This window comes from Actinomadura sp. 9N215 (genome assembly GCF_044326345.1).
Taxonomy (GTDB): domain Bacteria; phylum Actinomycetota; class Actinomycetes; order Streptosporangiales; family Streptosporangiaceae; genus Spirillospora.
This window is the reverse complement of the sequence record NZ_JBIRBA010000004.1, coordinates 486436-509957: the sequence shown is the minus strand read 5'-3', so window position 1 is coordinate 509957 and position 23522 is coordinate 486436. Positions and strand designations below refer to the sequence as shown.

Annotated in this window: 17 protein-coding genes; 13 read left to right on the top strand and 4 right to left on the bottom strand. The window is 67.6% G+C overall.

Annotation, left to right across the window (positions count from 1 at the left end; all coding sequences use genetic code 11):
- Positions 1–355: 355 nt before the first annotated feature.
- A complete protein-coding gene (locus ACH34T_RS10350) occupies positions 356–838 on the bottom strand; it encodes a hypothetical protein (protein WP_395991788.1) in 483 nt (160 codons plus the stop codon).
- 1410 nt (positions 839–2248) lie between these two features.
- Between ACH34T_RS10350 and ACH34T_RS10345 the strand changes: the two genes are divergently transcribed.
- The 10 genes from ACH34T_RS10345 (at position 2249) to ACH34T_RS10300 (ending at position 14309) form a co-directional block, all read left to right on the top strand.
- Entirely contained in the window at positions 2249–3325 is a 1077-nt protein-coding gene (locus tag ACH34T_RS10345; protein ID WP_395991787.1) for a methyltransferase, read from the top strand.
- Between the two features lie 80 nt (positions 3326–3405).
- On the top strand, positions 3406–4314 hold the full coding sequence (locus ACH34T_RS10340) for an aromatic prenyltransferase (protein WP_395991786.1): 909 nt from the start codon (positions 3406–3408) through the stop codon (positions 4312–4314).
- A gap of 196 nt (positions 4315–4510) precedes the next feature.
- Positions 4511–5167: an undecaprenyl diphosphate synthase family protein gene (locus ACH34T_RS10335; RefSeq protein WP_395991785.1), complete on the top strand. Its 657-nt coding sequence runs from the start codon at positions 4511–4513 to the stop codon at positions 5165–5167.
- Positions 5168–5508: 341 nt separating this feature from the next.
- A complete protein-coding gene (locus tag ACH34T_RS10330; protein WP_395991784.1) occupies positions 5509–7086 on the top strand; it encodes a vanadium-dependent haloperoxidase in 1578 nt (525 codons plus the stop codon).
- Positions 7087–7177: 91 nt separating this feature from the next.
- The gene (locus tag ACH34T_RS10325; protein WP_395991783.1) at positions 7178–8080 is read left to right on the top strand and encodes an aromatic prenyltransferase; all 903 of its coding nucleotides are present in this window, start codon (positions 7178–7180) and stop codon (positions 8078–8080) included.
- A 68-nt stretch (positions 8081–8148) separates the two neighbouring features.
- Complete coding sequence (locus tag ACH34T_RS10320; RefSeq protein ID WP_395991782.1) at positions 8149–9675, top strand: DUF6851 domain-containing protein; 1527 nt, start codon at positions 8149–8151, stop codon at positions 9673–9675.
- A gap of 115 nt (positions 9676–9790) precedes the next feature.
- Positions 9791–11326 (top strand): MFS transporter, encoded by a 1536-nt coding sequence (locus ACH34T_RS10315; protein WP_395991781.1) that lies wholly within the window; start codon positions 9791–9793, stop codon positions 11324–11326.
- Between the two features lie 11 nt (positions 11327–11337).
- Complete coding sequence (locus ACH34T_RS10310; RefSeq protein WP_395991780.1) at positions 11338–11967, top strand: TetR/AcrR family transcriptional regulator; 630 nt, start codon at positions 11338–11340, stop codon at positions 11965–11967.
- Positions 11968–12225: 258 nt separating this feature from the next.
- A complete protein-coding gene (locus ACH34T_RS10305) occupies positions 12226–13188 on the top strand; it encodes a 4-hydroxy-3-methylbut-2-enyl diphosphate reductase (RefSeq protein WP_395991779.1) in 963 nt (320 codons plus the stop codon).
- 65 nt (positions 13189–13253) lie between these two features.
- Entirely contained in the window at positions 13254–14309 is a 1056-nt protein-coding gene (locus tag ACH34T_RS10300) for a polyprenyl synthetase family protein (RefSeq protein ID WP_395991778.1), read from the top strand.
- Positions 14310–14457: 148 nt separating this feature from the next.
- Here the strand turns inward: ACH34T_RS10300 and ACH34T_RS10295 are convergent, their stop codons facing one another.
- Positions 14458–15684 carry a cytochrome P450 gene (locus tag ACH34T_RS10295; RefSeq protein ID WP_395991777.1) on the bottom strand — a complete coding sequence of 409 codons (1227 nt, stop codon included), beginning with the start codon at positions 15682–15684 and terminating at the stop codon, positions 14458–14460.
- Between the two features lie 368 nt (positions 15685–16052).
- Here ACH34T_RS10295 and ACH34T_RS10290 point away from each other — a divergent pair, with 368 nt between their 5' ends.
- Positions 16053–17561 (top strand): SAM-dependent methyltransferase, encoded by a 1509-nt coding sequence (locus ACH34T_RS10290; RefSeq protein WP_395991776.1) that lies wholly within the window; start codon positions 16053–16055, stop codon positions 17559–17561.
- A gap of 5 nt (positions 17562–17566) precedes the next feature.
- Here the strand turns inward: ACH34T_RS10290 and ACH34T_RS10285 are convergent, their stop codons facing one another.
- A complete protein-coding gene (locus ACH34T_RS10285) occupies positions 17567–18799 on the bottom strand; it encodes a cytochrome P450 (protein ID WP_395991775.1) in 1233 nt (410 codons plus the stop codon).
- Positions 18800–18922: 123 nt separating this feature from the next.
- Positions 18923–20578, bottom strand: a complete 1656-nt coding sequence (locus ACH34T_RS10280; protein ID WP_395991774.1) for a tannase/feruloyl esterase family alpha/beta hydrolase — start codon at positions 20576–20578, stop codon at positions 18923–18925.
- A gap of 169 nt (positions 20579–20747) precedes the next feature.
- On the opposite strand from ACH34T_RS10280, the gene ACH34T_RS10275 reads away from it, so the two are divergent.
- A complete protein-coding gene (locus ACH34T_RS10275; protein WP_395991773.1) occupies positions 20748–22349 on the top strand; it encodes a CehA/McbA family metallohydrolase in 1602 nt (533 codons plus the stop codon).
- 31 nt (positions 22350–22380) lie between these two features.
- On the top strand, positions 22381–23193 hold the full coding sequence (locus ACH34T_RS10270) for an SAM-dependent methyltransferase (protein ID WP_395991772.1): 813 nt from the start codon (positions 22381–22383) through the stop codon (positions 23191–23193).
- Positions 23194–23522: the final 329 nt, after the last annotated feature.

The following is a 23522-nucleotide window of genomic DNA, read 5'->3' as shown; positions in this document are numbered from 1 at the left end:
TCACCGGTGGCCTCGGTCAGCACGGCTCAGGTACGAGGACGAGGACGAAGTCGGCCTGGCGAGGGATCAGAGAGCCCACGGCCGCCGCGCCTGGGGTGCTCTCGTTCCCGTACGGCGCAGGCGCGTGCCCGGGTGGAGCGGCTACCCGCCCGACCACGTCGCGGACCTCGTCAATGGATCGCGAGGACTTTTGCCGGCTTGGCGGTGCCGACAAGTGCGGTTCGAGCCTCGCTGAACGGCGACGCCCGAGAACCGCCACGAATTCGGCAGGTAATTCCCGACCCGAGACGCCGGTGGTCGCGGCCGTTGGCCCGCCAGGGGCAAGCTGCGATATCAATGGGAAGTCGATGCGGGGTTAGGAATGCCGGCTTCCCCCTCCTTGGCTTTGCTGCATCTTGCGGGCGAGCGTTGCCCACCGGGTGGCCGGCCACGAATGGTCCGGTGCGGTGGTGCAGACGATTTCGGACGGAAGCGGATCGTCCCGATTGCGCATGAGGACGACCAGCTCCCCATTGCAGGTGGGGCAGTCGCCGACGCGCACTCGCCCGGCGCCGTTCGGATAGGCGACTTTGCGAGCGGAGCGCGTGAGATCGCCGATCTCGTCCACCATCTCGCCCGCGGCGGGATGGCTGGCGATCCACTCGGCGTGCCGGGAGAGGAATCGAGCGAGTGCTCCGATGTCCCGTGCCGGAGGATTAAGCCGGCGTTCGTCGGCGACGAGGCTGGCCCAGGAGGCCAGGACCGTGCGAATGGCGGCGCGCGTCTCGGTCGCGGCGGGACTCAGCAGATCATTGACGGCGCTCTTCCGGGGACCATTACGTATCACGCGTGACGGCAATGATCCCGAGTCCCTGCGGATGATGCAGTCGTCATATAAAGCAGGTAAGTTCCGTAAGTCGCCTAACAAGCGCTCGGAACACACCGAACACACGAACCAGCCGTCGCCGGCTCTGCGCACCCCCTTCCCGATGTCCGCGTTGCGCCGTGGTTGACACGAAGCAGCCTGACACAGTATGCGTCCTGTCATGATCTCCCCCGTAGGAGACTGGTTCACGAGCCTTGCGGGCGGTCACATAGAACCGGTCATTCTCTCTGTATGGTCTTCAAAACGCTCAAGCACGTCAACAGGCACGGAGCAAACACAGGAAGTAAGTAGCCAAACAATCCGCTGAACTGCGAAGACTCCAGGCCCATCCTCGATCTTTCCAGGAGGGCCGCCATTGGGTCGTTAGGCGACCCAACGAGGCGCCGTTTGAATGACGCGTCGGCCAGGAGCTCCGCCAGTCGCAGCGGGTAGGCCGGGGTTCTGCGAAGCGCCCGTACGGTCGCCTTTCCCGACGCCGCTCAGGCCACATTTCAGCTGGTCAAGCGGATGCCGTACCCACAGGGCCTCCGAGAGGCCTGCCGCAGCGGTGATCACGTCGGCCCATTTCCAGTTCGCGACGAGGCCCCCAGTCGGAGACGTCGTCCGTATTCGGCCAGGGCGCTCCGCGGCAGCGAACCGGCGTCGGTTCAGCCGTTTGGATTCCCGCAGTGACCGGATGGTCATGGAGAGCGACCATCCGCGTTCAGGCCGTCAACTTTGAAGTCGGCGCGGCCCGTTCTCGGCAGGCCTCGATGCGAGATGAAGCCATGCGGCGGGAGAGGCCGCGATCATCAGCCTAAATGATCGGAGAACGCCCCGGCAGGGCCCAAAGATCGGCGATCGGTGAGAGCCTTGACAACCAGCGGCGAAGAACCTATATATATGATCGTACCTCTGGATTTTGCCCACTCGCCCTCTCTGCTCGCGAGATGCATAGCGACAGTGCGCACTTGATGACGTAGCCACTCCGTATTCCGTGCGACATCTGGACGTCACCACGCGGTCGCCATCCGGTACTACAGGTCGCAAACGCGCGACGCTGGACTGTCACCTTTGCGATCGGCATTGCCACAACGTCATCGCTGTTGTACCTTCTGCGCGATCAGCGTTAGATCCGACATTACCGTAAAATGCACTATTTGTTCGGCTTCAGCAACACCAATGACGCCAACGCCACCATTCTCGTCCCCCGCCGATATATGGAGGTCGCCGACGCCGCCGACCGGCAGGTACGGGGATGCGGTCACCCGCGCGGAACACGACCGCACCCCCCGCCTGGCGGCGGCCACGGTTCGCCTCCCGACGGTGATCGACCAGCCTGATGATCGACCAGCCTGATGATCGACCAGCCTGATCCAGCCGCCACCTGAAAGGGCCTGTGTGATGACTGCGGATGCCACGCTCGCGCGATTTCGTGAATTCATGGTGGGACCGACGCGGTTCATGACGCTGTTGTCATGTTTCGAGCTCGGTCTGATCGACGCCATCCGGACCCGTCCCGGGCAGAACGCGGCCGAGCTCGGCGCGGCGGTCGGTGTCCGCCCGGACGCGGTGGAGCAGTTGTTGTTCCTGCTGGTCAAGGAGGGCTTCGTCACCCACGACACGGGCACCGGCGGCGGCGGGTATGCGCTGGGCGCGCTGGCCGAGGTCGCCGAGCGGGACCTGAGGCGGGCGTTGACGTACATGAACATGATCAAGGTGGTGGCGTTGCGGCAGTTGTTCTATCTGACCGAGAGCGCGCGGTCGGGGACGCTGGTGGGGTTGAAGGAGTTCTACGGCGCCGAGGGCACCCTGTACGGGGCGGTGGCCGAACACCAGGACCTGCGTGAGTCGTGGGCCACGCTGATGGACACCGTGACCGCGAACATCGATCCGTGGTTCTTCGGCACCATCGACCTTCCGGCGGGGGCGCGGGTGTTGGATCTGGCCGGTAACACCGGGCTGGGTGCGGTGCATGCGCACCGGTTCAAGCCGGATGCGGGGTTGCGGGTGACCACGTTCGATCTGCCCGACAAGGAGCGGGAGTGCCTGGCGACGTTCCGTGCGCATGGGCTGGAGGGGGTGTGCTCGTTTGTCGGGGGTGATGTCTTCGAGGGTGTCCCGGGCGGGTTCGAGGCGGTGTTGGTCAAGCATTTCCTGGACATGTTCGATCGGGAGGCGGTGTTGCGGATCTTGGCGGGGGTGTACGGGGCGTTGGAGGTGGGTGGTCAGGTTCATGTGCTGGTGCCTGTGTATCCGGAGGATCTGACCGAGGCGGGTAACTACAACGTGGACTTCTTCCCGGCGTTCTTCGTCGGTTGCACGATGGGGCAGGGTGGGCCGCAGAAGTTGTCGACCTATCGGGGCTGGTTGGAGGAGTCGGGGTTCAAGGTGACCAGAGCGGTGACCAAGGACGCGGCCGAGTTGCCCCCGGACGTCATCCCGGTCCCGGCCGTCCTCAGCGCCACCAAAACCGAATGACCCGGCCGAGCCCAGGCCCGGCGGTCCGTCCGATGATTCGCCAGATTCACCCGAACACCAAGATCGACGTGGGAGGAAAAATGACCGGGACAAGCGAGCTGGAAGCCCTCTACTCCGACATCGAGAAGGCGGCCGGCCTGCTGGACGCGTCCTGCTCGCGCGACAAGGTCTGGCCCATCCTGACCGCGTACGCCGACGTCATCCCTCCGCAGGCGCAGATGGCCTACAGGGTGGCGACCAACTCGGCCGGCCTCGACTTCCGTATCGCGTCGCTCGCCGAGGACCTCGATCCCTACGCCCTCGCGCTGTCGAACGGCCTCACCGAGAAGACGGACCATCCCGTCGGCACGCTGCTGTCGGACATCCAGGAACGCTTCCCGCTGGACTACCACGGAATCGACTTCGGGGTCGTCAGCGGCTTCAAGAAGACCTGGACGTTCTTCCCGCTGAACGACCTGCAGAAGGTGACGGAGCTCGCCCACGTCCCGTCCATGCCGCGCAGCCTGACCGAGAACCTCGACTTCTACACCCGCCACGGCCTGGACGGGAAGACGAGCCTGATCGGTATCGACTACCCGAGCGAGACGCTGAACATCTACTTCCTCGGCGCGCCGGACGAGACCCGCGAGCCGGAGGCCGTCCGATCGATGCTGCGCGAGTTCGGGCTGTCGGAGCCGAGCGAGCAGATGCTCGCGCTCGCCAAGCAGTCGACCGGCTTCTACACCACCCTGAGCTGGGACTCCTCGAAGATCGAGCGGATCACCTTCGCCGTGATCGTCCCGGACCTGACGGCGTTTCCGGACCGCGTCGACGTCGATCGGAAGATCGAAAAATTCGCGCGGAACGCACCGCACACGTACGGTCCCGCCGATCGCAAGGGCATCTACGGCGTCACGGCGTCCCCCCGCGGCGAGTACTACAAGCTCCAGTCGTGGTACCAGATGCCGGCGCAGATGGTGAAGATGCTGTCGCCCGACTCCAGCCAGTAGCACTTCGCACTGACCCGCACGGTCACTTCATCGCAGCGAGCACCCGCCACCGGGTCTGGTCCGCACAGGCCGGCATTCCGGTCGGCGGGTGCTGCCGTCGGGGCGCCGGGGTCGGCGGGCCGAGTCCACCTCGGTGCATCGACATTCCACCTTCAGTGAGTTCCCGCACAGATGACAGAGAGGTAGGCGTATCACGGTGACCAACTTGATGCTGCTGCCGGACGGAATGCGCCGCTGGTCCCAGGAACACGGCGTCTCCCTCGACGACGGCTACACGGCGATGGCGGACAAGCTCATCGAGTTCATCGGCTGGGCCAGGGGAGAGGGCATCACGACCCTCTACATCACGACCTCGTCCGCCGCGAACTTCAGCCGTCCCGAGTCCGCGGTGACGACGTTCCTGGTCGCGTTCAACGACGTGGCGCGCCGATGCCACGACACCTGCAACTTCGACTTCACCGGGTCGCTCGACCTCGTGCCCGACCGCTACCTCACGGAGCTGGAGGAACTGCGCGACAAGTCGGACAAGGCGTCGGAGTTCACGCTCCACTACATCCTGGGAATGTCCCTCTCCCGGGAAGTGATCAGCATCTTCAACCGGTTCAACGGGAAGATTCCCGCCATGACCGAGGATCTCCTCGCCGAGAGCGCGTACGTCCCCAAACCGGTCGACTTCATCATCCGCACCGGCGGGGCGATCCGTATGTCGTCCTTCTTTCCGCTGATGTCCCCGTACGCCGAACTGCACTTCTCCCCGGTGCTGTTCCCGGACATCACGCGAGCCGAATTCGACACCGCACTCCAGGACCTCCGACGGCGGGAGCGGCGCTTCGGCGGCTACCCGGCGACATGACAGGTCCGTGCACCGGCGAAAGGCTCGGTCGCGGAGAGGACGATCGGCGTCGAAACCGACCCGGACCGCCCGGAACGCTCAGACCGTCCGGACCGTCCGGAAAACCCTGGCCGCTCAGCCCGAACGAGCGGATTCGGGCGTTATGCCATAAGCGCGGTGGAATGGGAGCTCGCGGCCCACCGGCAGGTTTCGACCCCCCGAATCGGCGCCGCAGGTACGTATGGCGACGCGGGCCAGCGCGTCGCAGCGAACCGGACGGCGTTCGTGCATAAAATGGCCCACCCCCAGAAAACCGTGCCATAGAAGCACCCCAATCCACCGCGAAGACAGGGAATTCGCCCATGACGAAGTCCAAGCCTTCTTCCGCCTCAGACTTCTCGCCGCAGCGCAGATCGCTGTTGCTGTTCGGCGGGCTCAGCGTCGCCTCGACCGCGGCGCTGAACCTGGGAACCCCCGGCGCGGCCTCCGCCGCCAAAGCCGACGCCCCGCCCCAGATCGAGTTCGACCTGGACAAGGACAATTACCTCAAAGCGCTGGGGCCCAACGAGCAGAACCCCAGCCAGTCGATCAACGAAGACATCTTCGGCTCCATGGACATCTCCGCGTTCCTGTGGCTGAACCGCATCACGGCCATCGCGGCGTTCGACGCGGTGGCGCCGTACCACAAGACCGCGGTCGGCATCTATACCAAGATCGCACGCCGTCCCGCCAAAGAGGCGACCATCCGCAATATGAACATCGCCGGCCTTTTCGCCGGATGGCGGGTGTGGCAGGGCGTGTTCGGGGAGTCGAGGCCGGCCGTCCGCGAGTTCATGAAGCAGATCGGCCTGAACCCCGACGACCAGTCGACGGACCCGGCCACCCCGGTCGGCATCGGCAACCTCGCGGGCAAGGCCGCCTTCGAAGCTCACATACGGGACGGCATGAACGTCCTCGGCGACGAGGGCCGGAAGTACAACCCCTCGCCCTGGGCGGACTACACCGGCTACAAGCCCGTCAACACCGCCTTCGAGGTGACCAATCCTTCGCGCTGGCAGCCGCAGCTCGGCAGGCACAACGGTCGCCGCGTCGGCGGGGGACACGGTGACATGGGCATCTACGTGGTGCAGCACATGATCACGCCGCAGGCGGGACGGGTCAAGACGCTCACCTACAAGTCCCCGAGCCAGTTCAAGGTCCCACCGCCCGACTTCAGCGACCACACCGACCGCCGCGCGTACAAGCGCTCGGTGGACGAGGTCCTGAAGGCGTCGGCGTCGCTCACCGACGAGCAGAAGGTCCTCACGGAGGTCATGGACGACAAACGCTGGGGCATCGGCTTCTCGGCGGTGGTCATTCTCCTCAAGCACGATCAGAAGGGCGAGCAGGGCATTCCCGGCTGGGCCTTCTTCCTCCTCGTGCACACGCTGGCGACGTTCGAGGCGGCGATCGCCGCCTGGTACCAGAAGGTCAAGTACGACGCCGTGCGTCCGGTCACCGCGGTCCAGCACGTGTACGGCAAGCGCGCGCTGACCGCCTGGGGCGGCCCCGGAAAGGGGACGGTCGACGACATCCCCGCCAATGAGTGGACCAGTTACCTGCCCGTGGGGGACCACCCGGAGTACCCGTCGGGTTCCACCACCCTGTGCGCCGCCTCGTCGCAGGCCGCGCGGCGCTACTGGGGCAACGACGTCCTGGACTGGAGGTTCACCTTCAAGGCCGGCGCGGGGAAGACGGAGCCGAAGCTCGTCCCGGCCAAGGACATCGAGCTGCACTTCCCCACCTGGACCGACTTCACCACGAAGTGCGGCCACAGCCGGGTGTGGGGCGGCGTGCACTTCCGGCAGACGATCGAGACGTCCTTCGTCTTCGGTAAGCAGTTCGGCGATCTGGCCTACGACTTCGTGCAGCGGCACATCAAGGGCGAGGTCAAGGGATGACGGCCGCGGCGGCCGCGGGCCTTCGCCCCCGCGGCCGCCGCGCGCGGAATTCCCGTGCAAACAAGCGTCAAGGTCGATAATTGGAGGATGAATGTCCGGGGCCGCTGGGATCGAAAACATTTACTCGGCCATCGAGGAGTCGGCTCGGCTGCTGGGCACGCCCTGCTCGCGTGACAAGGTCTGGCCGATCCTGACCGCGTACGGGGACGCGCTCACCGAGGTCGCGATCATTTTCAGCGTCTCCACCGGCAGCCAGGAATTCGACTACACCATCCAGGTGCCTTCCGGGATCGACGACCCCTATGCGCACGCGGTCTCGCACGGCCTCGTCGCGGAGGCGGACCATCCCGCCGGCTCGCTGCTCTCGGACATCCAGGCGCGCGTTCCCGTCAGCGAATACTTCTCCGACTACGGGGTCGTCGGCGGCTTCCAGAAGCTCTACGCGAGCTTCCCCAAGGAATTGCAGGCGGCCTCAAGCCTTGCCGACATCCCGTCCATGCCGGACGCCGTCGCAGAGAACCTGGATCTTTTCACCCGCTACGACCTGGGCGACGTGGCGCTGGTGGGGATCGACTACAAGCGCAAGACGATGAACCTGTACTTCCAGCTCCCCACCGCTGTCGCGGGTGACGTGGAACCGAAGCTCATCCGGTCGCTGCTCGGCGAAATCGGAATGCCGGATCCCGACGAGCAGATGCTGGAAACCGCGGTCGGAGCGTACCGGGTCTACGTGACCCTCAGCTGGGAATCCCTGAAGGTCGAGCGGATCTCCTTCGCCCCCCGGCCGACCCAGGGCCTGGACCTGTCGGCGATCCAGGCCCGGCTGGAACCAAGAATCAAGCAGTTCATGAGCGACGGCCCGTACGCATACGCCGAGGAGCGCGTCAGCATTTCGGTCCCCAAATGGACGCCCGACGGAAGCCACTTCAACCTCGGGTACTACTACCAGATCTCCCCTCAACTGAGGGCGATCATAGCCACCCACGGATCATAGCCACCCACGACGAATGATCAGCGGTACCGCAAGCAGCTGCTAAGAGAGCAAAGAAAGGACACAGCCCCATGACGACGTCCGATCATTCTCCTGCCTCGACCGCAGCGCAGGAAACCGGGGACGACCCCGACACGGCCGCCGCCGACAAGCCCGCCCCGCAGCCTGCGGAGCCGGCCGCCCCGCAGATCGCCTACGACTTCGACAACGGCAACTTCATCCGGGACCTGATCACCACCAATGCCGACGGCCAGTTCCCCGCAGAGGACTCCATCGGCCCCACGGACGCGCCCATCTATATCTGGATCAGCCATTTGTTCATGATGTCGTGGTTCGACGCGCTGGCGCCGTACCACCCCACCGCGGTCGGCGTGTGCTCCCGGATCGCGCGCCGTCCCGCCAGTGAGTCCGCCACGAACAGGAACAAGAACATCGCGGGCCTGTACGCCAGCTTGCGGGTATTGCAGAGCGTGTACAAAGAGCGTTCGGTGGTCATGGGGCAGGCGCTGGGCCTGTTCGGCCTGGACCCCGACGACGAGTCGGAGGACCCGACCACCCCGATCGGCATCGGCAACATCGCAGGCAAGGCCATCGTGAAGGCCCGCGTGCGGGACGGCATGAACCACCTCGGCGACATGGGCCGCACATTCAACCGTGAGCCCTTCGAGGACTACACCGGCTACGAGCCCGTGAACACGCCCCGCAAGCTGGTCAACCCCTCGCGCTGGCAGCCGGCGGTCCATCGCCACCGCCGCCGCCTCGGCGACGGACCCGGCGACAGGGGAATCTTCGTCGCCCAGCAGTTCATCACCCCGCAGGTGCGGCTGGTCAAGCCCTTCACCTACAGCGACCCCGGCGAGTTCGAACTCGCCCCGCCCGACCACACCGACCACACCGACGCCGACCGCTACAAGAAGTCGGTGGACGAGATCCTGGCGGCGTCCGCCGGACTCACCGACGAGCAGAAGGTCAAGGCGGAGTTCTTCGACCACACGGGCGCGGCCATCACCCTGGCGCCGCGCGCCGCGGCCCTCGCCCACGACCTGGACCTGGACGGCTGGGCCCAGCTGTTCATGGTGACGTCCCTGGCCCGGTTCGACGACATGATCGCCGCCTGGCACCAGATACACAGGTACGACGCCGTGCGGCCGTTCAGCGCGGTCCGGCACGTGTACGGCGGCTCCAAGGTGACGGCCTGGGGCGGAGCCGGCCTGGGGACGGTCGACGACATCCCCGCCGAGGAGTGGTCCGGTTACCTGCCCCCTGGCGACCACCCCGAGTACCCGGCCGGCTTCGCGACGATCTGCGCCGCCCAAGCGCAGGCGGCGCGGCGCTTCCTCGGCGACGACGTCCTGGACTGGACCTTCCCCTACGCCGGAGGCTCCACGCTGACGGAGCCGGGGCTCGTCCCCGCCAAGGACCTCGAACTGCACTACGCCACCTGGACCGACTACGAGCGCGACTACGCCCACAGCCGGGTGTGGGCCGGCGTGCACTTCAGGGAGACGGTCGAGCGGTCCCTTCCGTTCGGCGCGCAGTTCGGCGACCGGGCCCACGAGTTCGTCCAGCGGCACATCAAGGGAGACGTCGAGGACTGACCCCCCGCCCGCGCCGAGGGGCCGACGCGTAACGATCCGGTAGCCGGAAGACGGTGCCGAGTCGAACACGCTAGGTCACTCTTGCGTCGTTCGCGGGATGGACTATCATTTGAACATGGCTCTCAAAAACCGTTGGTTGGCGCTGATCAGCCTGATCATCAGCGTGATCGTCCTCGGGCTCGACCTGACGATCATGAATGTCGCCCTACCCACCATGGCGGCCGACATCGGCGCCAGCACGGGCCAGCTGCAGTGGATCGTCGACTCGTACGCCCTCGTCTTCGCCGCCACCATGCTCCCCGCCGGACTGCTCGGCGACCGCTTCGGACGGCGCAAGCTCCTCATCGCCGGGCTCGCGATCTTCATGGGCGGCTCCATCCTCGGGGCGCTCGTGTCCAGCCCGGACGGCGTCATCGCGGCCCGCACGATCATGGGTCTGGGCGCCGCGCTGATCATGCCGCTCGCGCTGTCCGTCATCCCGACCCTCTTCGAGGGCGAGGAGCAGACCAAGGCGGTCGCGGCCCTCACCGTCGGGATGTCCGCGGGCCTGCCGTTCGGACCGCTGGTCAGCGGCTGGCTGCTCGACAACTTCTACTGGGGCTCGGTCTTCGTCATCAACATCCCGCTCGTCGCCGTCGGGATCGTCGCCTGCCTCGTCCTGATCCCCGAGACGCGCGACCCGTCGTCCCCCCGCATCGACATGGTGAGCACGGTGCTCGGCATCCTCGGCCTCGGCGCCCTGGTCTACGGCCTCATCGAGGCGCCCGTCGAGGGATGGGGCGACCCCGTCATCGTCGCCTCGATGGCCCTCGGCCTGCTGATGCTCGTCGGCCTCGTCCTCCGCGCGCGGCGCGAGACCCGGCCCATGCTGGACCTGGAACTTCTGAAGAACCCCGCCTTCCGGTGGAACGTCGTCATCGCCACGCTGGCCATGTTCGTGATGATGGGCCTGGTGTTCGTCCTGCCGCTGTACCTGCAGGCCGTCCTGCACTACGACGCCTTCGACACCGGCCTGCGGCTGCTCCCGCTCCTGATCGGCATGATCGTCGTGGCGCGCGCCGTGCCGCCGCTGACGACCCGCTTCGGCTCCCGGCCGGTGATGGTGGCGGGCATGGGCCTGCTGGGCATCGCGATGCTGCTCGGCAGCAGGACCGACGCCGACTCCGGGTACGGCTTCGCGGTGCTGTGGATGACCATCACCGGGCTGGGCGTGAGCTTCGCCATGATGCCGGCCATGGACAACGCCCTCGCCGCGCTGCCCAAGGGCCGGGAGGGCATCGGCACCGGCCTGCTGACGACCCTGCGGCAGGTCGGCGGCGTCCTCGGCGTCGCGCTGCTGGGCAGCCTGCTCAACGCGGTCTTCACGGACCGGATCGACACGGCCGGCCTGCCCGCCCAGGCGGCTGAGGCGGCCGAGGAGTCCGTGGTGGCCGCGCAGGCCGTCGCGGCGCGGCTCGGCATGTCGCAGCTGGCGGAGTCCGCCGAGGCCGCCTACATCGACGGCATGGGACTGGTGCTCCTGGTCTGCGGCATCGCCGCGCTCGCCACGGCCGTCCTCGGCATCTTCGTCCTGCCGGACGACCGGAAGGAGAAGGAGCCGGAGGACCAGACCCTGGTGGAGTCCCACTCCGGACCGGCCGACGGTGCCTGACAATGAGCCGTATGTCCTCAGCCACGCCCAGCACGCCGACATCGCCGCCCGCGGCCGCCAAAGCAGGACTCGGCCTGCGCGAACGCAAGAAGCTCCGTACCCGCCAGGCGATCCGGGAGGCGGCCCGCAGGCTGATCGAGAGCCGCGGGTATGACGACACCACCATCGAGCAGATCGCCGCGGCGGCCGAGGTCTCGGTCAGCACCATCTTCCGGTACTTCCCCAGCAAGGAGCACATCGTCCTGACGGAGGACTTCGCCGCCTCCGGCATCGAGCGCCTCCGCAGCCGGCCGGCGGACGAGCCGCCGCTGGTCGCCCTCCGGGAGGCGCTGACCGGGATGGTGCGCGAACTCCACGAGGACTACAGCGCCGAGTACCGGTGGCGGAGGGAGCTGGTGCGGACGGTGCCTTCGGTGCGGGCGTACATGCACGAGGCCCAGGACAGGATGATCGAGGCCGCGAGCGCGGCGCTCGCCGAGCGGACCGGCCGCGCGGAGGACGACCTCGAACTCCGCATCCTCGTCGGCGCCATGACGGGCGCTCTCCACCAGGTGCTGTGGGGCAACCACAGCCAGGAGGGCGACCTGATGAAGATGATCGACCGGGCCCTGACGGTGCTGGAGCGCGGCCTGACCCTCTAGGCCGCCCGCCGTACCCGGCGAGCGCCGGCTGAAGCCTCGGGAGATCTTCTCCTGGTGCGAGTACGAAGCAGGCCCGCGGCGACCCTTCGCCGCGGGCCTTACCCTTGCCCGGACTTCACCGGACGGACGGTGGCGATGTGCGCCGCCCTTCCCAGCCGTGCCTTCACCGATATCCGCCTCCAACCCGGGTAGGCCTTCGCGACGAGGGACTTCAAAATCTGATCGTCGAGTTTTGTTCTTGTCTTCTTGAGAGGGATCATGTCGTTTTCGCGAGGTCGGGTTCTGCTGGCCAAGCCGCGTGGGTTTTGCGCGGGGGTGGAGCGGGCGGTCAAGACGGTGGAGGTGTGTCTGGACAAGTACGGGCCTCCGGTCTATGTGCGTAAGCAGATCGTGCACAACCTTCATGTGGTGCGGTCGCTGGAGGAGCGGGGGGTGGTGTTCGTGGAGGAGACCGAGGAGGTGCCTGCGGGCGCGATCGTGGTGTTCTCCGCGCACGGTGTCGCCCCGACCGTGCACACCGAGGCGGAGGTGCGGAGTTTGACCACGATCGATGCGACGTGTCCGCTGGTGGGGAAGGTGCATCGGGAGGCGGTGCGGTTCGCTGAGGCGGGTTACGACATTCTGCTGATCGGGCACGAGGGTCATGAGGAGGTCATCGGCACCGTCGGTGAGGCGCCCGACCACATCCACCTGGTCGATGGCCCCGACGATGTGGCCAATGTCGAGGTGCGTGATCCGGATCGGGTGGCGTGGTTGTCGCAGACGACGTTGTCGGTGGATGAGACGTTGGCGACGGTGGCGGCGTTGCGGCGGCGGTTTCCGAATCTGTTGGATCCGCCGTCGGATGATATTTGTTATGCGGCGCAGAATCGGCAGTCGGCGGTGAAGGAGATCGCTGTGGGTTCTGATTTGGTGGTGGTGGTGGGGTCGGCGAATTCGTCGAATTCGGTGCGGTTGGTGGAGGTGGCCAAGGAGCATGGGGCGGCTGCGGCGTATTTGGTGGATCAGGCGCAGGAGATCGAGGAGTCGTGGTTGGAAGGGGTGGGGACGGTCGGGGTGACCAGTGGCGCCTCGGTGCCGGACGAGCCGGTGCAGGGTGTGCTGGACTGGCTGGCCGAGCGGGGGTTCGACGACGTCCAGGATGTTGAGCTGGTCAAGGAGACCATGCACTTCGCGCTGCCCCGCGAACTGCAGCTGTCAGCCACCACAGACACTCTCTGAGAGAAGTGACGTCCGAACCGGCGGCACAGACACGCCGACGAAATCACCGAAGAGGAGATTCTGGCATGAGCGCCAACCAAGTGGCCGCCGCTGTGCCCGCCGAGGCCAGGGACGCGCTGCTGAGCCGGGTCGAGGACCGCCTGCGCGACCTGTTCGCCGGCGAGAAGTCCCGGTGGTCCGCCGTGGACCCCCGCGCGGCGGTGCCCGTCGAGGCGGTGGCCACGCTGGTGGGAGCCGGTGGCAAGCGGCTGCGTCCGTCGTTCTGCCTTGACGGTTTCCTCGCCGCCGGCGGCGATCCGGCGCTGGAGCCGGTCGCGGTGGACGCCGCCGCCGCGCTGGAGGTCCTGCAGGCCTTCGCCCTGCTCCACGACGACGTCCTGGACGACTCACCGCTGCGGCGCGGCAAGCCGACTGCGCACGAGCGGCACGCCGCTGCCCACCGCGACGCCGGTTGGGCCGGAGAGCCGCGCCGGTACGGCGAGGGCGTGGCCGCACTGGCCGGGGACCTGGCGCACGTCTACGCCTCCCGGCTGGTCAGCGCGCTGTCGCCGGCCGCCAGGGAGATCTGGCACGAGCTGAGCATCGAGATCATGATCGGCCAGTATCTGGACATCCGCGTGGCCGCCGAGCGGATCGCGGATCCCGAGCTGTCCCGTTGGATCGCGCTTTGCAAGTCCGGGCGGTACACCGTCCACCGTCCGCTGACGCTCGGCGCGGCGATCGCGGACCGGCTCGACCTCGCGCCCGCGTTCGAGCGGTACGGGGCCGCTCTCGGCGAGGCGTTCCAGCTGCGCGACGACCTGATCGACGCGTTCGGCGACAGCACCGTCTCCGGCAAGCCGACCCAGCTGGACTTCGCCCAGCAGAAGATGACCCTGCTGGTGGCCCTGGCGATTCAGCGCGACGACCGGATCTCCCGGCTGCTCGCGGACGGGGGCACCGGCGACGGCGCCACCCTCGCCCAGATGATCACCGACCTGGACGTGCGCGATGAGGTCGAGCGCCGCATCGACCACCTGGTGGAGCAGGCCCAGGCCGCGATCGAGGCTGCCCCGCTCGACGCCGGATGGCGAGAGGAACTGTCCCGCGTCGCGGTCCAAGTCGCCTACCGCCAGAAGTAGGCGGAGGCAGCTGGCACCCGGCGCTCCGCCATTTGCAAAGCGCCTGAGAAAGCTAATGCGCTGAGCGTGCGAGCGGCGGGCAGCGGGCAGTCGGCGGCGGTATCGAGTTAGCTACCGGTGCCCGGGGCCATTGACGGGTCTCCGGGCGTTAACCCCAGGTCACGTGGAGTGCCTGGGGGCCGCGGTGCATCAGGCTGGGGAAATACGTCGGCGGACGACTGGCGTCCAATTTCGGGTCGGGGAGCCGTTCGGCCACGGTGTCGAGAACGATCCGGGTTTCCAGGCGGGCGAGTGACGCGCCGAGACACGCGTGAATTCCGTGGCCGAATCCGAGATGCCGGTGGTTGTTGGCCCGGCCCGGATCGAACAGGTCGGGGTCGGCGAAGACGGCGTCGTCGCGGTTGGCCGAACCGAACAGCACCATTACCTTCGCGCCCGCGGGAATGCGCGCTCCGCCGAGCGCGACGTCCTCCGTCGTCGTGCGGAATGTGCCCTGCACCGGCGTGTCCATCCGCAGACCTTCGGTGATCACATCGTCGGTCAGGGCCGGGTCGTCCCGGAGGGCGCGCAGCGTGTCCGGACGCGCGAGCAGCAGCACCAGGAGGTTGCCGATCAGGTTGGTCGTGGTCTCATGGCCCGCGAAGATCAGGACGATGAGCAGGTTGACGAGTTCGGCGACGTCCAGCGGCTGCTCGCCGTCGACGCGCGCGTTGATCAGCGCGGTCAGCAGGTCGTCTCGTGGCGCGCTTCGGCGCGCCTCGATCTGCGTCGCCAGGTAGTGCTGGAACGCGACCGAGCTGCGCGCGCACTCCAGCTGCCGCTCGCCGCCGGTGCCGGGCGCGCCGAGCGCGACCAGGTCGTCGGTCCAGCGTTTGAGCTGGTCACGCGCCTCGACCGGAAGGCCGGTCAGCGTGCAGATGATCTCGATCGGCACCGGGTAGGCCAGCTCGGCGATCAGGTCGGCGCCGCCGTCGGGCGCGAAGCCGTCCACCATCCGCGTGACGATCGCCCGAACGCTCGGTTCGAGCGCCGCCACCAGCCGCGGCGCGAACGCACGGCTCACGAGACCGCGCGTCCGCGTGTGGCTCGGCGGGTCGTCGTTGACCAGCATCGGCAGCTCGGGGTACGCCTCCCGCAGCACCTCGTCGACCGCGGGCGGCGCGTCCGGTGGCGTGCGCATCAGGAACCGCGACGAGAAACGCGCCGTGTCTTTCAGCACCGTCCACGCGTCGTCGTAGCGGGTGACGAACCAGAGCCCGAAATCCGGACTGTAGAACACCGGCGCCTCGCGGCGAGCGCGTGCGTACAGCGGATATGGATTCTCCAGGTAGGGCGGCTCAAGCCGGTTGAACACCCACGGCAGCGCAGTTTCCACCCGTCCTCCTCGCGGGACCGTTCCCAATGATACGGGCAAGCGGCGCGGCCGTCCGCAATCTGCTTCAGAATTGTCATAGCGCTCGTCGTCCAGCTGCGGCTTCCCCGGCATGGGGGTCGCTCTGACCGGCTTCCAGTCACCGATCAGTCATTGCGTGTTGTCAGTCCGCCTCGCCAGCTGAGTCGATACGGTGTCGTGTCCGGATCCGGTCATCGGGTGGTTGGTCAAATGGCCATCTCAATAGCGTTCAGCCCTGGCCGATATCTGACCCGACCGAAGCGAGGCGCTGGGTGGAATTCCGTATCCTTGGCAGCCGGGTCGACGTTCGGAATGACGGCGGCGAATCCATCGGCATCACCCGGCCTCGCGTGCGTCGACTGCTGGCGGTGCTCCTTGTCGAGGCGGGCGGACCGGTCCCGGCCGACGTCCTCGCCGAACGGCTCTGGGAGCCAGGCGATGGCGATGGCGATGGCCTGGACGCGGGCGCCGCGCTCAGGGAGATCGTCCAGGCCGCGCAGCGAGCGTTGCCGCCCGGCCGGCTTGTCGCCGAGGCCGCCGGATATCGGCTTCGGCTGGAGAAGCACGACTATCTGGATCTCGGCGAGTTCCGGGAGCTGGCCGCGCGTGCCCGGCGGCTGCGGCGCTCCGACGCCTCCTCGGCGATCGTGAGCTACCGGGAGGCGCTGGGGTTGTGGGGGGATCAGCCGTTGCGCGACCTGCTGGCCACCAACGCGATGGAGCCGATCCACCGCTCGCTTCTCGGTGAGCGGGTCGACGTGTGCGAGGAGCTCGCCGAGGTCCAGCTCGCGGACGGCCGGCACCGCGAGCTCGTCGAGCCGGGACGGGACTGGGTGGCCCGGGAGCCGTCGAACGACCACCTGCGGAGCCTGCTGATGCTCGCCCTGCATCGGACCGGGCGAAAGGGAGACGCGCTTCGCCTGTACGAGGAGGCGGCGGCCCGGTCGGAGCCGGCCGGCCCCGGACCTGCGCTCCAGCGGATGGCCGCCCAGATCACCCGCGACGACCCGAGCCTGGACTACAGGCCCCGTCCGATCGTGACGCCGCTGGCCCCCGACCGGGCCGCCGACCTGTCCATCGACACCCACCAGGCCTCGCCGGCGAGGATCTACGACTACTTCCTGCACGGCAAGGACAACTACGCCGTCGACCGGGAGGCCGCCGAAGAGATCATGAAGACGGTGCCGGAGGCCCCGGCGTGCGCGCGCGCCAACCGGGCCTTCCTGACCCGGGCGGTCCGGTACCTGGCGGGGCAGGTCGGCATCCGGCAGTTCGTCGACATCGGCCCGGGGCTGCCCACCCAGGGCAACGTCCATGAGATCGCCCACGATGTCGCGCCGGACGCGCACGTCGTCTACGTCGACAACGACCCGGTCGTGCTGGTGCACGGCCGGGCGCTGCTGGAAGGCAGCCCTGACGTGGCGGTCGTCCAGGGCGACCTGCGCCGTCCAGAGGAGATCTTGGCCGACCCGCGGCTGAACGAACTGGTCGACCTCGGCGAGCCCGTGGGCCTGCTTCTGGTTGCCATCCTGCACTTCATCCGGGACGACGAAGACCCCGCCGGGCTCGTCGCGCGGCTCGTGGACCAGCTGCCCCCGGGCAGCCATGTGGTGATCTCACACGGCTATGAGGGAGGCATGGACCCGGACGCCACCGAGCACGCCACGGCCGTGTACCGAAAGTCGCGCCTGCCGATCTGTTCACGGGATCCCGCCCAGGTGGCGGAGTTCTTCGCCGGGCTCGACATACTGGACCCGGGCATTGTCTGGGTTCCCGAATGGAGCCGTCCACGCCGCCCGGCCTTCATGCCGAACCCGCAGCTGAGCCATTTCATCGGCGGCGTCGCCCGCAAACCCTGAACCGGTCAGCCCCTCTTGGACGTTATCGCGGTCGGCAGGCATGCGAAACCGCGCACATACGGTGAATTGATGCGGCGAGCGCCGGATTCGTCGATGGTGTAGTCGCTGACGCGTGCCGTGAGCTCCTCCAGCGCGACCCGGGTTTCCAGCCGCGCCAGATGGGCGCCGATGCAGTAATGCCGCCCGGATCCGAAACTGATCTTCGCGGTGGTGTCGCGGTCCAGGTCGAATCGGTCGGGGTCGCCGAACGCGCGCGGGTCGCGGTTGGCCGAGCCGATCACCAGCAGGGTCCGGGCGCCGGCCGGGACGGTGACGCCGTGCAGCGTGAATTCCTCGGTCGCGGTCCGCCCGTTCGCCTGTGCCGGCGATTCCAGCCGAAGCGTCTCCTCGATCCAGTCGCCGATGCGGTCGAAGGCGACCGATGGGCGTTCCAGATGCCACCACGCGCAATGCCAGGCGTTGGATATCAGATTGGTCGCGGTCTCGTTCCCCGCCGCGATCAGGATGAAGATCACGCCCAGGGCCTCGCCCTCGGTCAGGCGATCGTCGCCCTCAGCGGCGTCCAGCAACGCCGACACCAGGTCGTTCCTGCGTTCCCTGCGGCGTTCTTCGATCAATCCTTGGAAGTAGCCCATCAGGGTGCGGACCGCTTGGCGCCCGGCGGACGACAGATCCTGGACACCTTCCTGGTGACGCACGATGGCGTCCGCGAGCCGTCGCAATTCGGCACGGTCAGCGGCCGGGACGCCGACCAGTTCGGAGATGACGTCCATCGGCAGCAGGGCCGCGAAGTCCTCCACCAGGTCGAATTCGTCGCCGTCGAGGGCCCGGTCCAGGTGACCGCGCGCGATATCGCGGACGCGCGGCTCCAGTTCGGCGACGCGTCGCGGGGTGAACGCCTTGGAGACCAGGCCGCGTATCCGGGTGTGCTCGGGCGGGTCCATCGCCAGGAACGAAGCGTGCGTACGCGCGTGCGGCCCCCACACCGACGGCTCCAGCAGGATCCCGTTGGCATTGGAGAACCGCCGGAAATCCCGGAACGCGGCGGTCACGTCTTCGTGCCGCGACAGCGACCAGAAATCCTCGTCCTCGTTCCGGTAGACGGGTGCCTCGTCCCGCAGTCGCGCATACACCGGATAAGGGTCCTGCTGAATCCGGTAATCGTACAGACTGTATCGGAAGCCCATCTGCGCGCTCCTCACCACTTGTCCATGAATACCTAGCAGGGCCTTCAGCACCTGCAAGTCCAGAGCTGCCCCCACCTCATGGGTGGGGGCTTTTCGTCGTGTCAGGCGATTTGCCCCCAGAGATCGAAGACCCCTATCTCCGGCAGGCGTTCACCGTGGTCGATCATTGGAGTGTCAGGGCGCTGTGGGGCCGGGGAGTGCGTGGAGGTAGCTGCCGGTCCAGCGGATGGTGTCGTCCGGCGTCTTGGACGGGTTCGTGGGGGTGAAGTTGGCGGCGTCGTTGATGTCGCCGGAGCCGTCGTAGGTGGCCCGTTGCGGGTAGGGGAAGACCGGGCGTGTGCGGGGGTGGCCGTTGGCGTCGGTGCCGGTGGCGATGATCCGGTCGGGGGCCTTGCCGTGCTCGACCCAGCCGGTGAGTTGGGGGAACGGGTCGAACGCGGACAACCGGTAGCCGCCGAGGGTGCAGTGGTACATGGTCGGCACCATGAAGGCGCGGGCCCAGGTCCGGGTCTGGTGGAGGCCGCCGTTGCGTTGGGTGAGCTGCTGGTAGTAGTCCAGCGTGCCGGCCGCCGGGATCGACGCATCGTCCCGGCCGTGCCAGAGCAGCAGCTTGCCGCCGCGGCGGCGGAACGCGCTCAGGTCGAGGCTCATCGCGTTGCCCTTGGCGCCCTCGGGGGTGAGCCGGTGGAACTGGCGGGCGGTGAACCGGAAGTCGGCGAGGGAGGAGTGTGGCTTTCCGACCGGGTAGCCGACGTACTTGAGGTAGTTGTCGGGGAGTTTGGCGAGGGAGCCGTACTGGTTGGGGATGATCGATCCGTCCCAGGCGAGTTCTGAGCCGCGGCTTTGCCAACCGGGGTAGAGCCGGCGCCCGTGCGGGTCCCGGGGGCCGTCGTAGAGCTTGCGCGTGACGGTGACCTGGGCGGGGGTCAGGCAGTTCGGCTGGTCGGCGCCGGGCTCGCACTGGATGGCGACGGGGTCGAAGCGGCACGGGTAGGGGTCGTCGATCTGACCGTCTGTGAGCCCGTCCCCGCCGTCACAGGCGCGCAGGACGGCGCCGTGCAGTGCAGGCAGCTTGGCCGCGGTGACGATCGGCGAGCCGTTGCGGTCGTTGTTCACCGTGGAGAGCCAGGTGAAGTAGACGCCCAGCAGCGGGCCCATGTAGGCGGCCGGGGCTCCGGCGACGATGCCGTCGAAGTCGGCCGGGTAGCGCTGGGCGAGCAGCAGTCCTTCCCGGCCGCCCGTGGAACAGCCGTTGAAGTACGAGTACTTCGGCGCGGACCCGTAGAAGGTCTTGATGATCTGCTTGGCGGCCACCGACACGACATGAGGCGCGCGGTAGAAGTAGTCGGCACGGGCGGCCGGATCGCCGGCGAGCGCGCGCCCGTCGACGATGGCGTCGAAGAAGCCGCCCTCACCGACGTGGCCGTCGTCGGTGGCCGCGACGGCCATGTCCCGGGCCGGGGGCCCGCCGCAGGCGGGGAACGCCGGCTCCGCGATGGATCCGCAGAGGCCGCCACATCCGTGCTGCATATAGCGTCCGCCGTAGGTGTCCATGGGCAGTTTGAGCTGGAACCTCACGGCGGGTTCCACGTAGCCCTCCAGCAGACAGTGCCGCGGCTGGCCGGTGACGGTCCGGACCTGCGCCTTCTCGACGTGGGTGACCGCGCCCGGGATCGTGAAGATTCTCGCCAGCTCCTCGCAGGTGCCCACCGGCCGTAACGCCGGTGCCGGCTCGGCTGCGGAGGCGTCAGCGGTGAACGTTGTCGCCGCCGGTAGCCCTGCTACGGCGGCGAGGAGCGCGATGACTACGCGCAGGACTCTGGATCTCATCGTGATTGCTCCGTTCCGCCGGGACTCGCGCTTGGCGCTGCGCCGTCACGACTCCTCGCCCTCGGGCTCCTCGCCGGTCGCCGAGGAGGTGTGATCAACGATGCCACCCGGGGCGAGGGGATCACAGGTCCTGTGATCAAGCCGCTGGCCAAGGCCGAGGCATCTTGACATGGCTGCGCCACATTTACCCGGCATACCCGAAATGGTTACGTGGGGCTGGCTGACTTCGTCTGGCCGTACGCGAATCAGAGGTCGGCGTGAAGAACCGGAGGTCGGCGTGAATCAGTTGAGCAGGCGTGGTCTTCTCGCCGCCGGAGGCGCCATCGCGGCGGCGAACCTGTTGCCGGGGGTGGCGTTCGCCGAACAGGCCGGAGGCGACAAGACACGCACGGTCACCGGCCATTTTCCGCCGAGTGTCGACGACTGGTTCTACCTGCCGGTGGAAGTGCCGCACGGGGTCAACGAGATCGAGGTGATCTACTCCTACGACAAGCCCGCGGTCCCGGCGGGCACTCGCGGAAACGCCTGCGACATCGGGATATTCGGACCGGAGGGGCATGAGCTGGGCAACGCGCGCGGTTTCCGCGGCTGGTCCGGCGGGTTCCGGGACCGCTTCACCATCAGCGCGTCCGGCGCCACCCCGGGCTATCTGGCCGGTCCGATCAGGCGGGGCACCTGGCATGTCATCCTCGGTCCGTACACCGTCGCCCCGCAGGGCATGGCCTACCGCGTCGACATCACGCTGCGCTTCGGGCCGCCCGGCGCGCCCTTCAAGCCCAGACCGGCTCCCGAGAGCGCCCCGGCCCGGGACCGCGGTCGCTCGTGGTATCGCGGCGACTGCCACCTGCACACCGTCCATTCGGACGGCCGCCGGACCCCCGAGGAACTCGTCGCCGCCGCGCGTGCCGCGGGATTGGACTTCATCACCTCCACCGAGCACAACACCTCCTCGGCGTCCCTGCAATGGGGCCATCACGCCACCGACGACCTGCTGATCCTCAACGGCGAAGAGGTCACCACGCGTTCCGGGCACTGGCCCGCCATCGGCCTGCCCGCCGGAATGTGGATCGACTGGCGCTACCGGGCCGGGGACTCGCGCGATTACCGGCGCTTCGTCCACCACGTCCATAAGGCGGGCGGACTGGTCACCGCCGCGCACCCCTTTGCCACCTGTTTCGGGTGCAGCTACGAATTCGCCTATGAACTGGCGGATCTCGTCGAGGTGTGGAATCAGAACTGGACCGAAGAAGAGGAAGCGGCACTCAACCACTGGGACGGCCTGCTGCGCTCCGGCCGATGGATTCCGGCGATCGGCAATTCCGACGCGCACAACCCGCAGAACACCGTCGGGTCCCCGCAGACCGTGGTCCTCGCCGATCGCCTGCGCCGCGACTCCCTGATGGCCGGGTTGCGCGCGGGCCGTTCCTGGCTGGCCGAATCGTCCAAGGTCGACCTGAGTTTCACCGCCACGGACGGAAAACGAGCCGCCGGGATCGGCGAACACCTCCGCGTGGACACCGGCACACCGGTGACGTTCCAACTATCGGTTAGCGGTGTGCCGGGCACGAGAGTGCGGCTTCTGGACCAGGTGGGACAGCAGCACACCGAGGTCGTCCCCGACACCGGCACCGTGACCGCGCGTTGGACGACCTATCGCCGCTACACCCGCTGGGTGCGCGCGGAAGTGCGCAGGTCCGGCACGATGGCGGCCATGACCAACCCCATCTTCCTGGACGCCCCCGAGCGGCAGGAGCACGCCGGGTCAACCTGACAGGTCGCGCCGCAACTGCAACAATCCGGTCATGGCCGATGACCCCCAAGACCCGGACCGGTCGCGGATCGACAGTTCCGTTCCGCATTCGGCGCGGATCTGGAACTACTGGCTGGGCGGCAAGGACAATTATCCGGTCGATCGAGCGGTCGGCGAGGACATCAAGAAGGTGTTCCCCGGCATCGTCCTGACCGCTCTCGCCGACCGGGCATTCCTCGGCCGCGCGGTGTGGCATCTCGTCGACGAGGTGGGCATCCGGCAGTTCCTGGACATCGGCACCGGCCTGCCGACCGTGGACAACACCCATGAGGTCGCCCAGCGGATCGCACCGGAATGCCGGGTCGTCTATGTCGACAACGACCCGCTGGTGCTGACGCACGCTCGGGCCCTGCTGACCGGTAGTGCTGAAGGCGCCACCTCGTATATCGACGCCGACGTTCACGACCCCGGGCACATCCTGGCCCGGGCGCGCGAGACTCTCGACTTTGACCGTCCGGTCGCCATCATGCTCCTGGGGATCGTCCATTTCATCCTGGACGACGAGGAAGCTCAGGCCATCATCAAAAGTCTCGTGGACGCCGTACCCTCCGGCAGTTATGTCGCCATGACGCACGCCTGCGACTTCGTCAACGCCGAAGAGATCCACGCCAACGTCAGGGAATGGAACAAGCACGGCACCCCGAAGATGACCGTTCGCTCCTACGACCAGGTCCGCCGTCTGTTCACCGGCCTGGAACTGGTGGAGCCGGGACTGGTGTCGCTGCCGCGGTGGCGCCCCGAGGCCAGCCCGTGGGGCGAGCCTCCTGAACTCCCCGGAATCTGCGCCCTCGCACGAAAGCCCTGACAGCCCGGCTCAAAACCGTCGGCAAGAGTGGCGGGTCACCCGGCGTCCTGGCGGCTACCTTCTGGGGGCCGAGGAATCCCACGTTGATCTGTACCAGTTCCGGCGGATGTCGAGGGCCCTTGGGCGAACGCGGGCATCACGACCCGGGCAGGCGTGCAGATCCAGCGCCCGGCTGTGTGGACGTCCTACCGGAACTATCGGACCTATAAGGCCTGCAAGACCCAGGGTCACGCGTAACCCTCCTCCAGACCACCGGCGGCCGCATCTCGGGACTCACCGATGCGGCCGCCTTCTTGACGATCAAACCAACTTTTCCTACCTTAAAAGTA

What these genes read in the sequence shown, in the direction of transcription:
- ACH34T_RS10345 (WP_395991787.1), top strand. Translation starts at nt 2,249, where the DNA reads ATGACTGCGGATGCCACGCTCGCGCGATTTCGTGAATTCATGGTGGGA.
- ACH34T_RS10340 (WP_395991786.1), top strand. Translation starts at nt 3,406, where the DNA reads ATGACCGGGACAAGCGAGCTGGAAGCCCTCTACTCCGACATCGAGAAG.
- ACH34T_RS10330 (WP_395991784.1), top strand. Translation starts at nt 5,509, where the DNA reads ATGACGAAGTCCAAGCCTTCTTCCGCCTCAGACTTCTCGCCGCAGCGC.
- ACH34T_RS10325 (WP_395991783.1), top strand. Translation starts at nt 7,178, where the DNA reads ATGTCCGGGGCCGCTGGGATCGAAAACATTTACTCGGCCATCGAGGAG.
- ACH34T_RS10320 (WP_395991782.1), top strand. Translation starts at nt 8,149, where the DNA reads ATGACGACGTCCGATCATTCTCCTGCCTCGACCGCAGCGCAGGAAACC.
- ACH34T_RS10315 (WP_395991781.1), top strand. Translation starts at nt 9,791, where the DNA reads ATGGCTCTCAAAAACCGTTGGTTGGCGCTGATCAGCCTGATCATCAGC.
- ACH34T_RS10310 (WP_395991780.1), top strand. Translation starts at nt 11,338, where the DNA reads ATGTCCTCAGCCACGCCCAGCACGCCGACATCGCCGCCCGCGGCCGCC.
- ACH34T_RS10305 (WP_395991779.1), top strand. Translation starts at nt 12,226, where the DNA reads ATGTCGTTTTCGCGAGGTCGGGTTCTGCTGGCCAAGCCGCGTGGGTTT.
- ACH34T_RS10300 (WP_395991778.1), top strand. Translation starts at nt 13,254, where the DNA reads ATGAGCGCCAACCAAGTGGCCGCCGCTGTGCCCGCCGAGGCCAGGGAC.
- ACH34T_RS10280 (WP_395991774.1), bottom strand. Translation starts at nt 20,578, where the DNA reads ATGAGATCCAGAGTCCTGCGCGTAGTCATCGCGCTCCTCGCCGCCGTA.
- ACH34T_RS10275 (WP_395991773.1), top strand. Translation starts at nt 20,748, where the DNA reads ATGGCTGCGCCACATTTACCCGGCATACCCGAAATGGTTACGTGGGGC.
- ACH34T_RS10270 (WP_395991772.1), top strand. Translation starts at nt 22,381, where the DNA reads ATGGCCGATGACCCCCAAGACCCGGACCGGTCGCGGATCGACAGTTCC.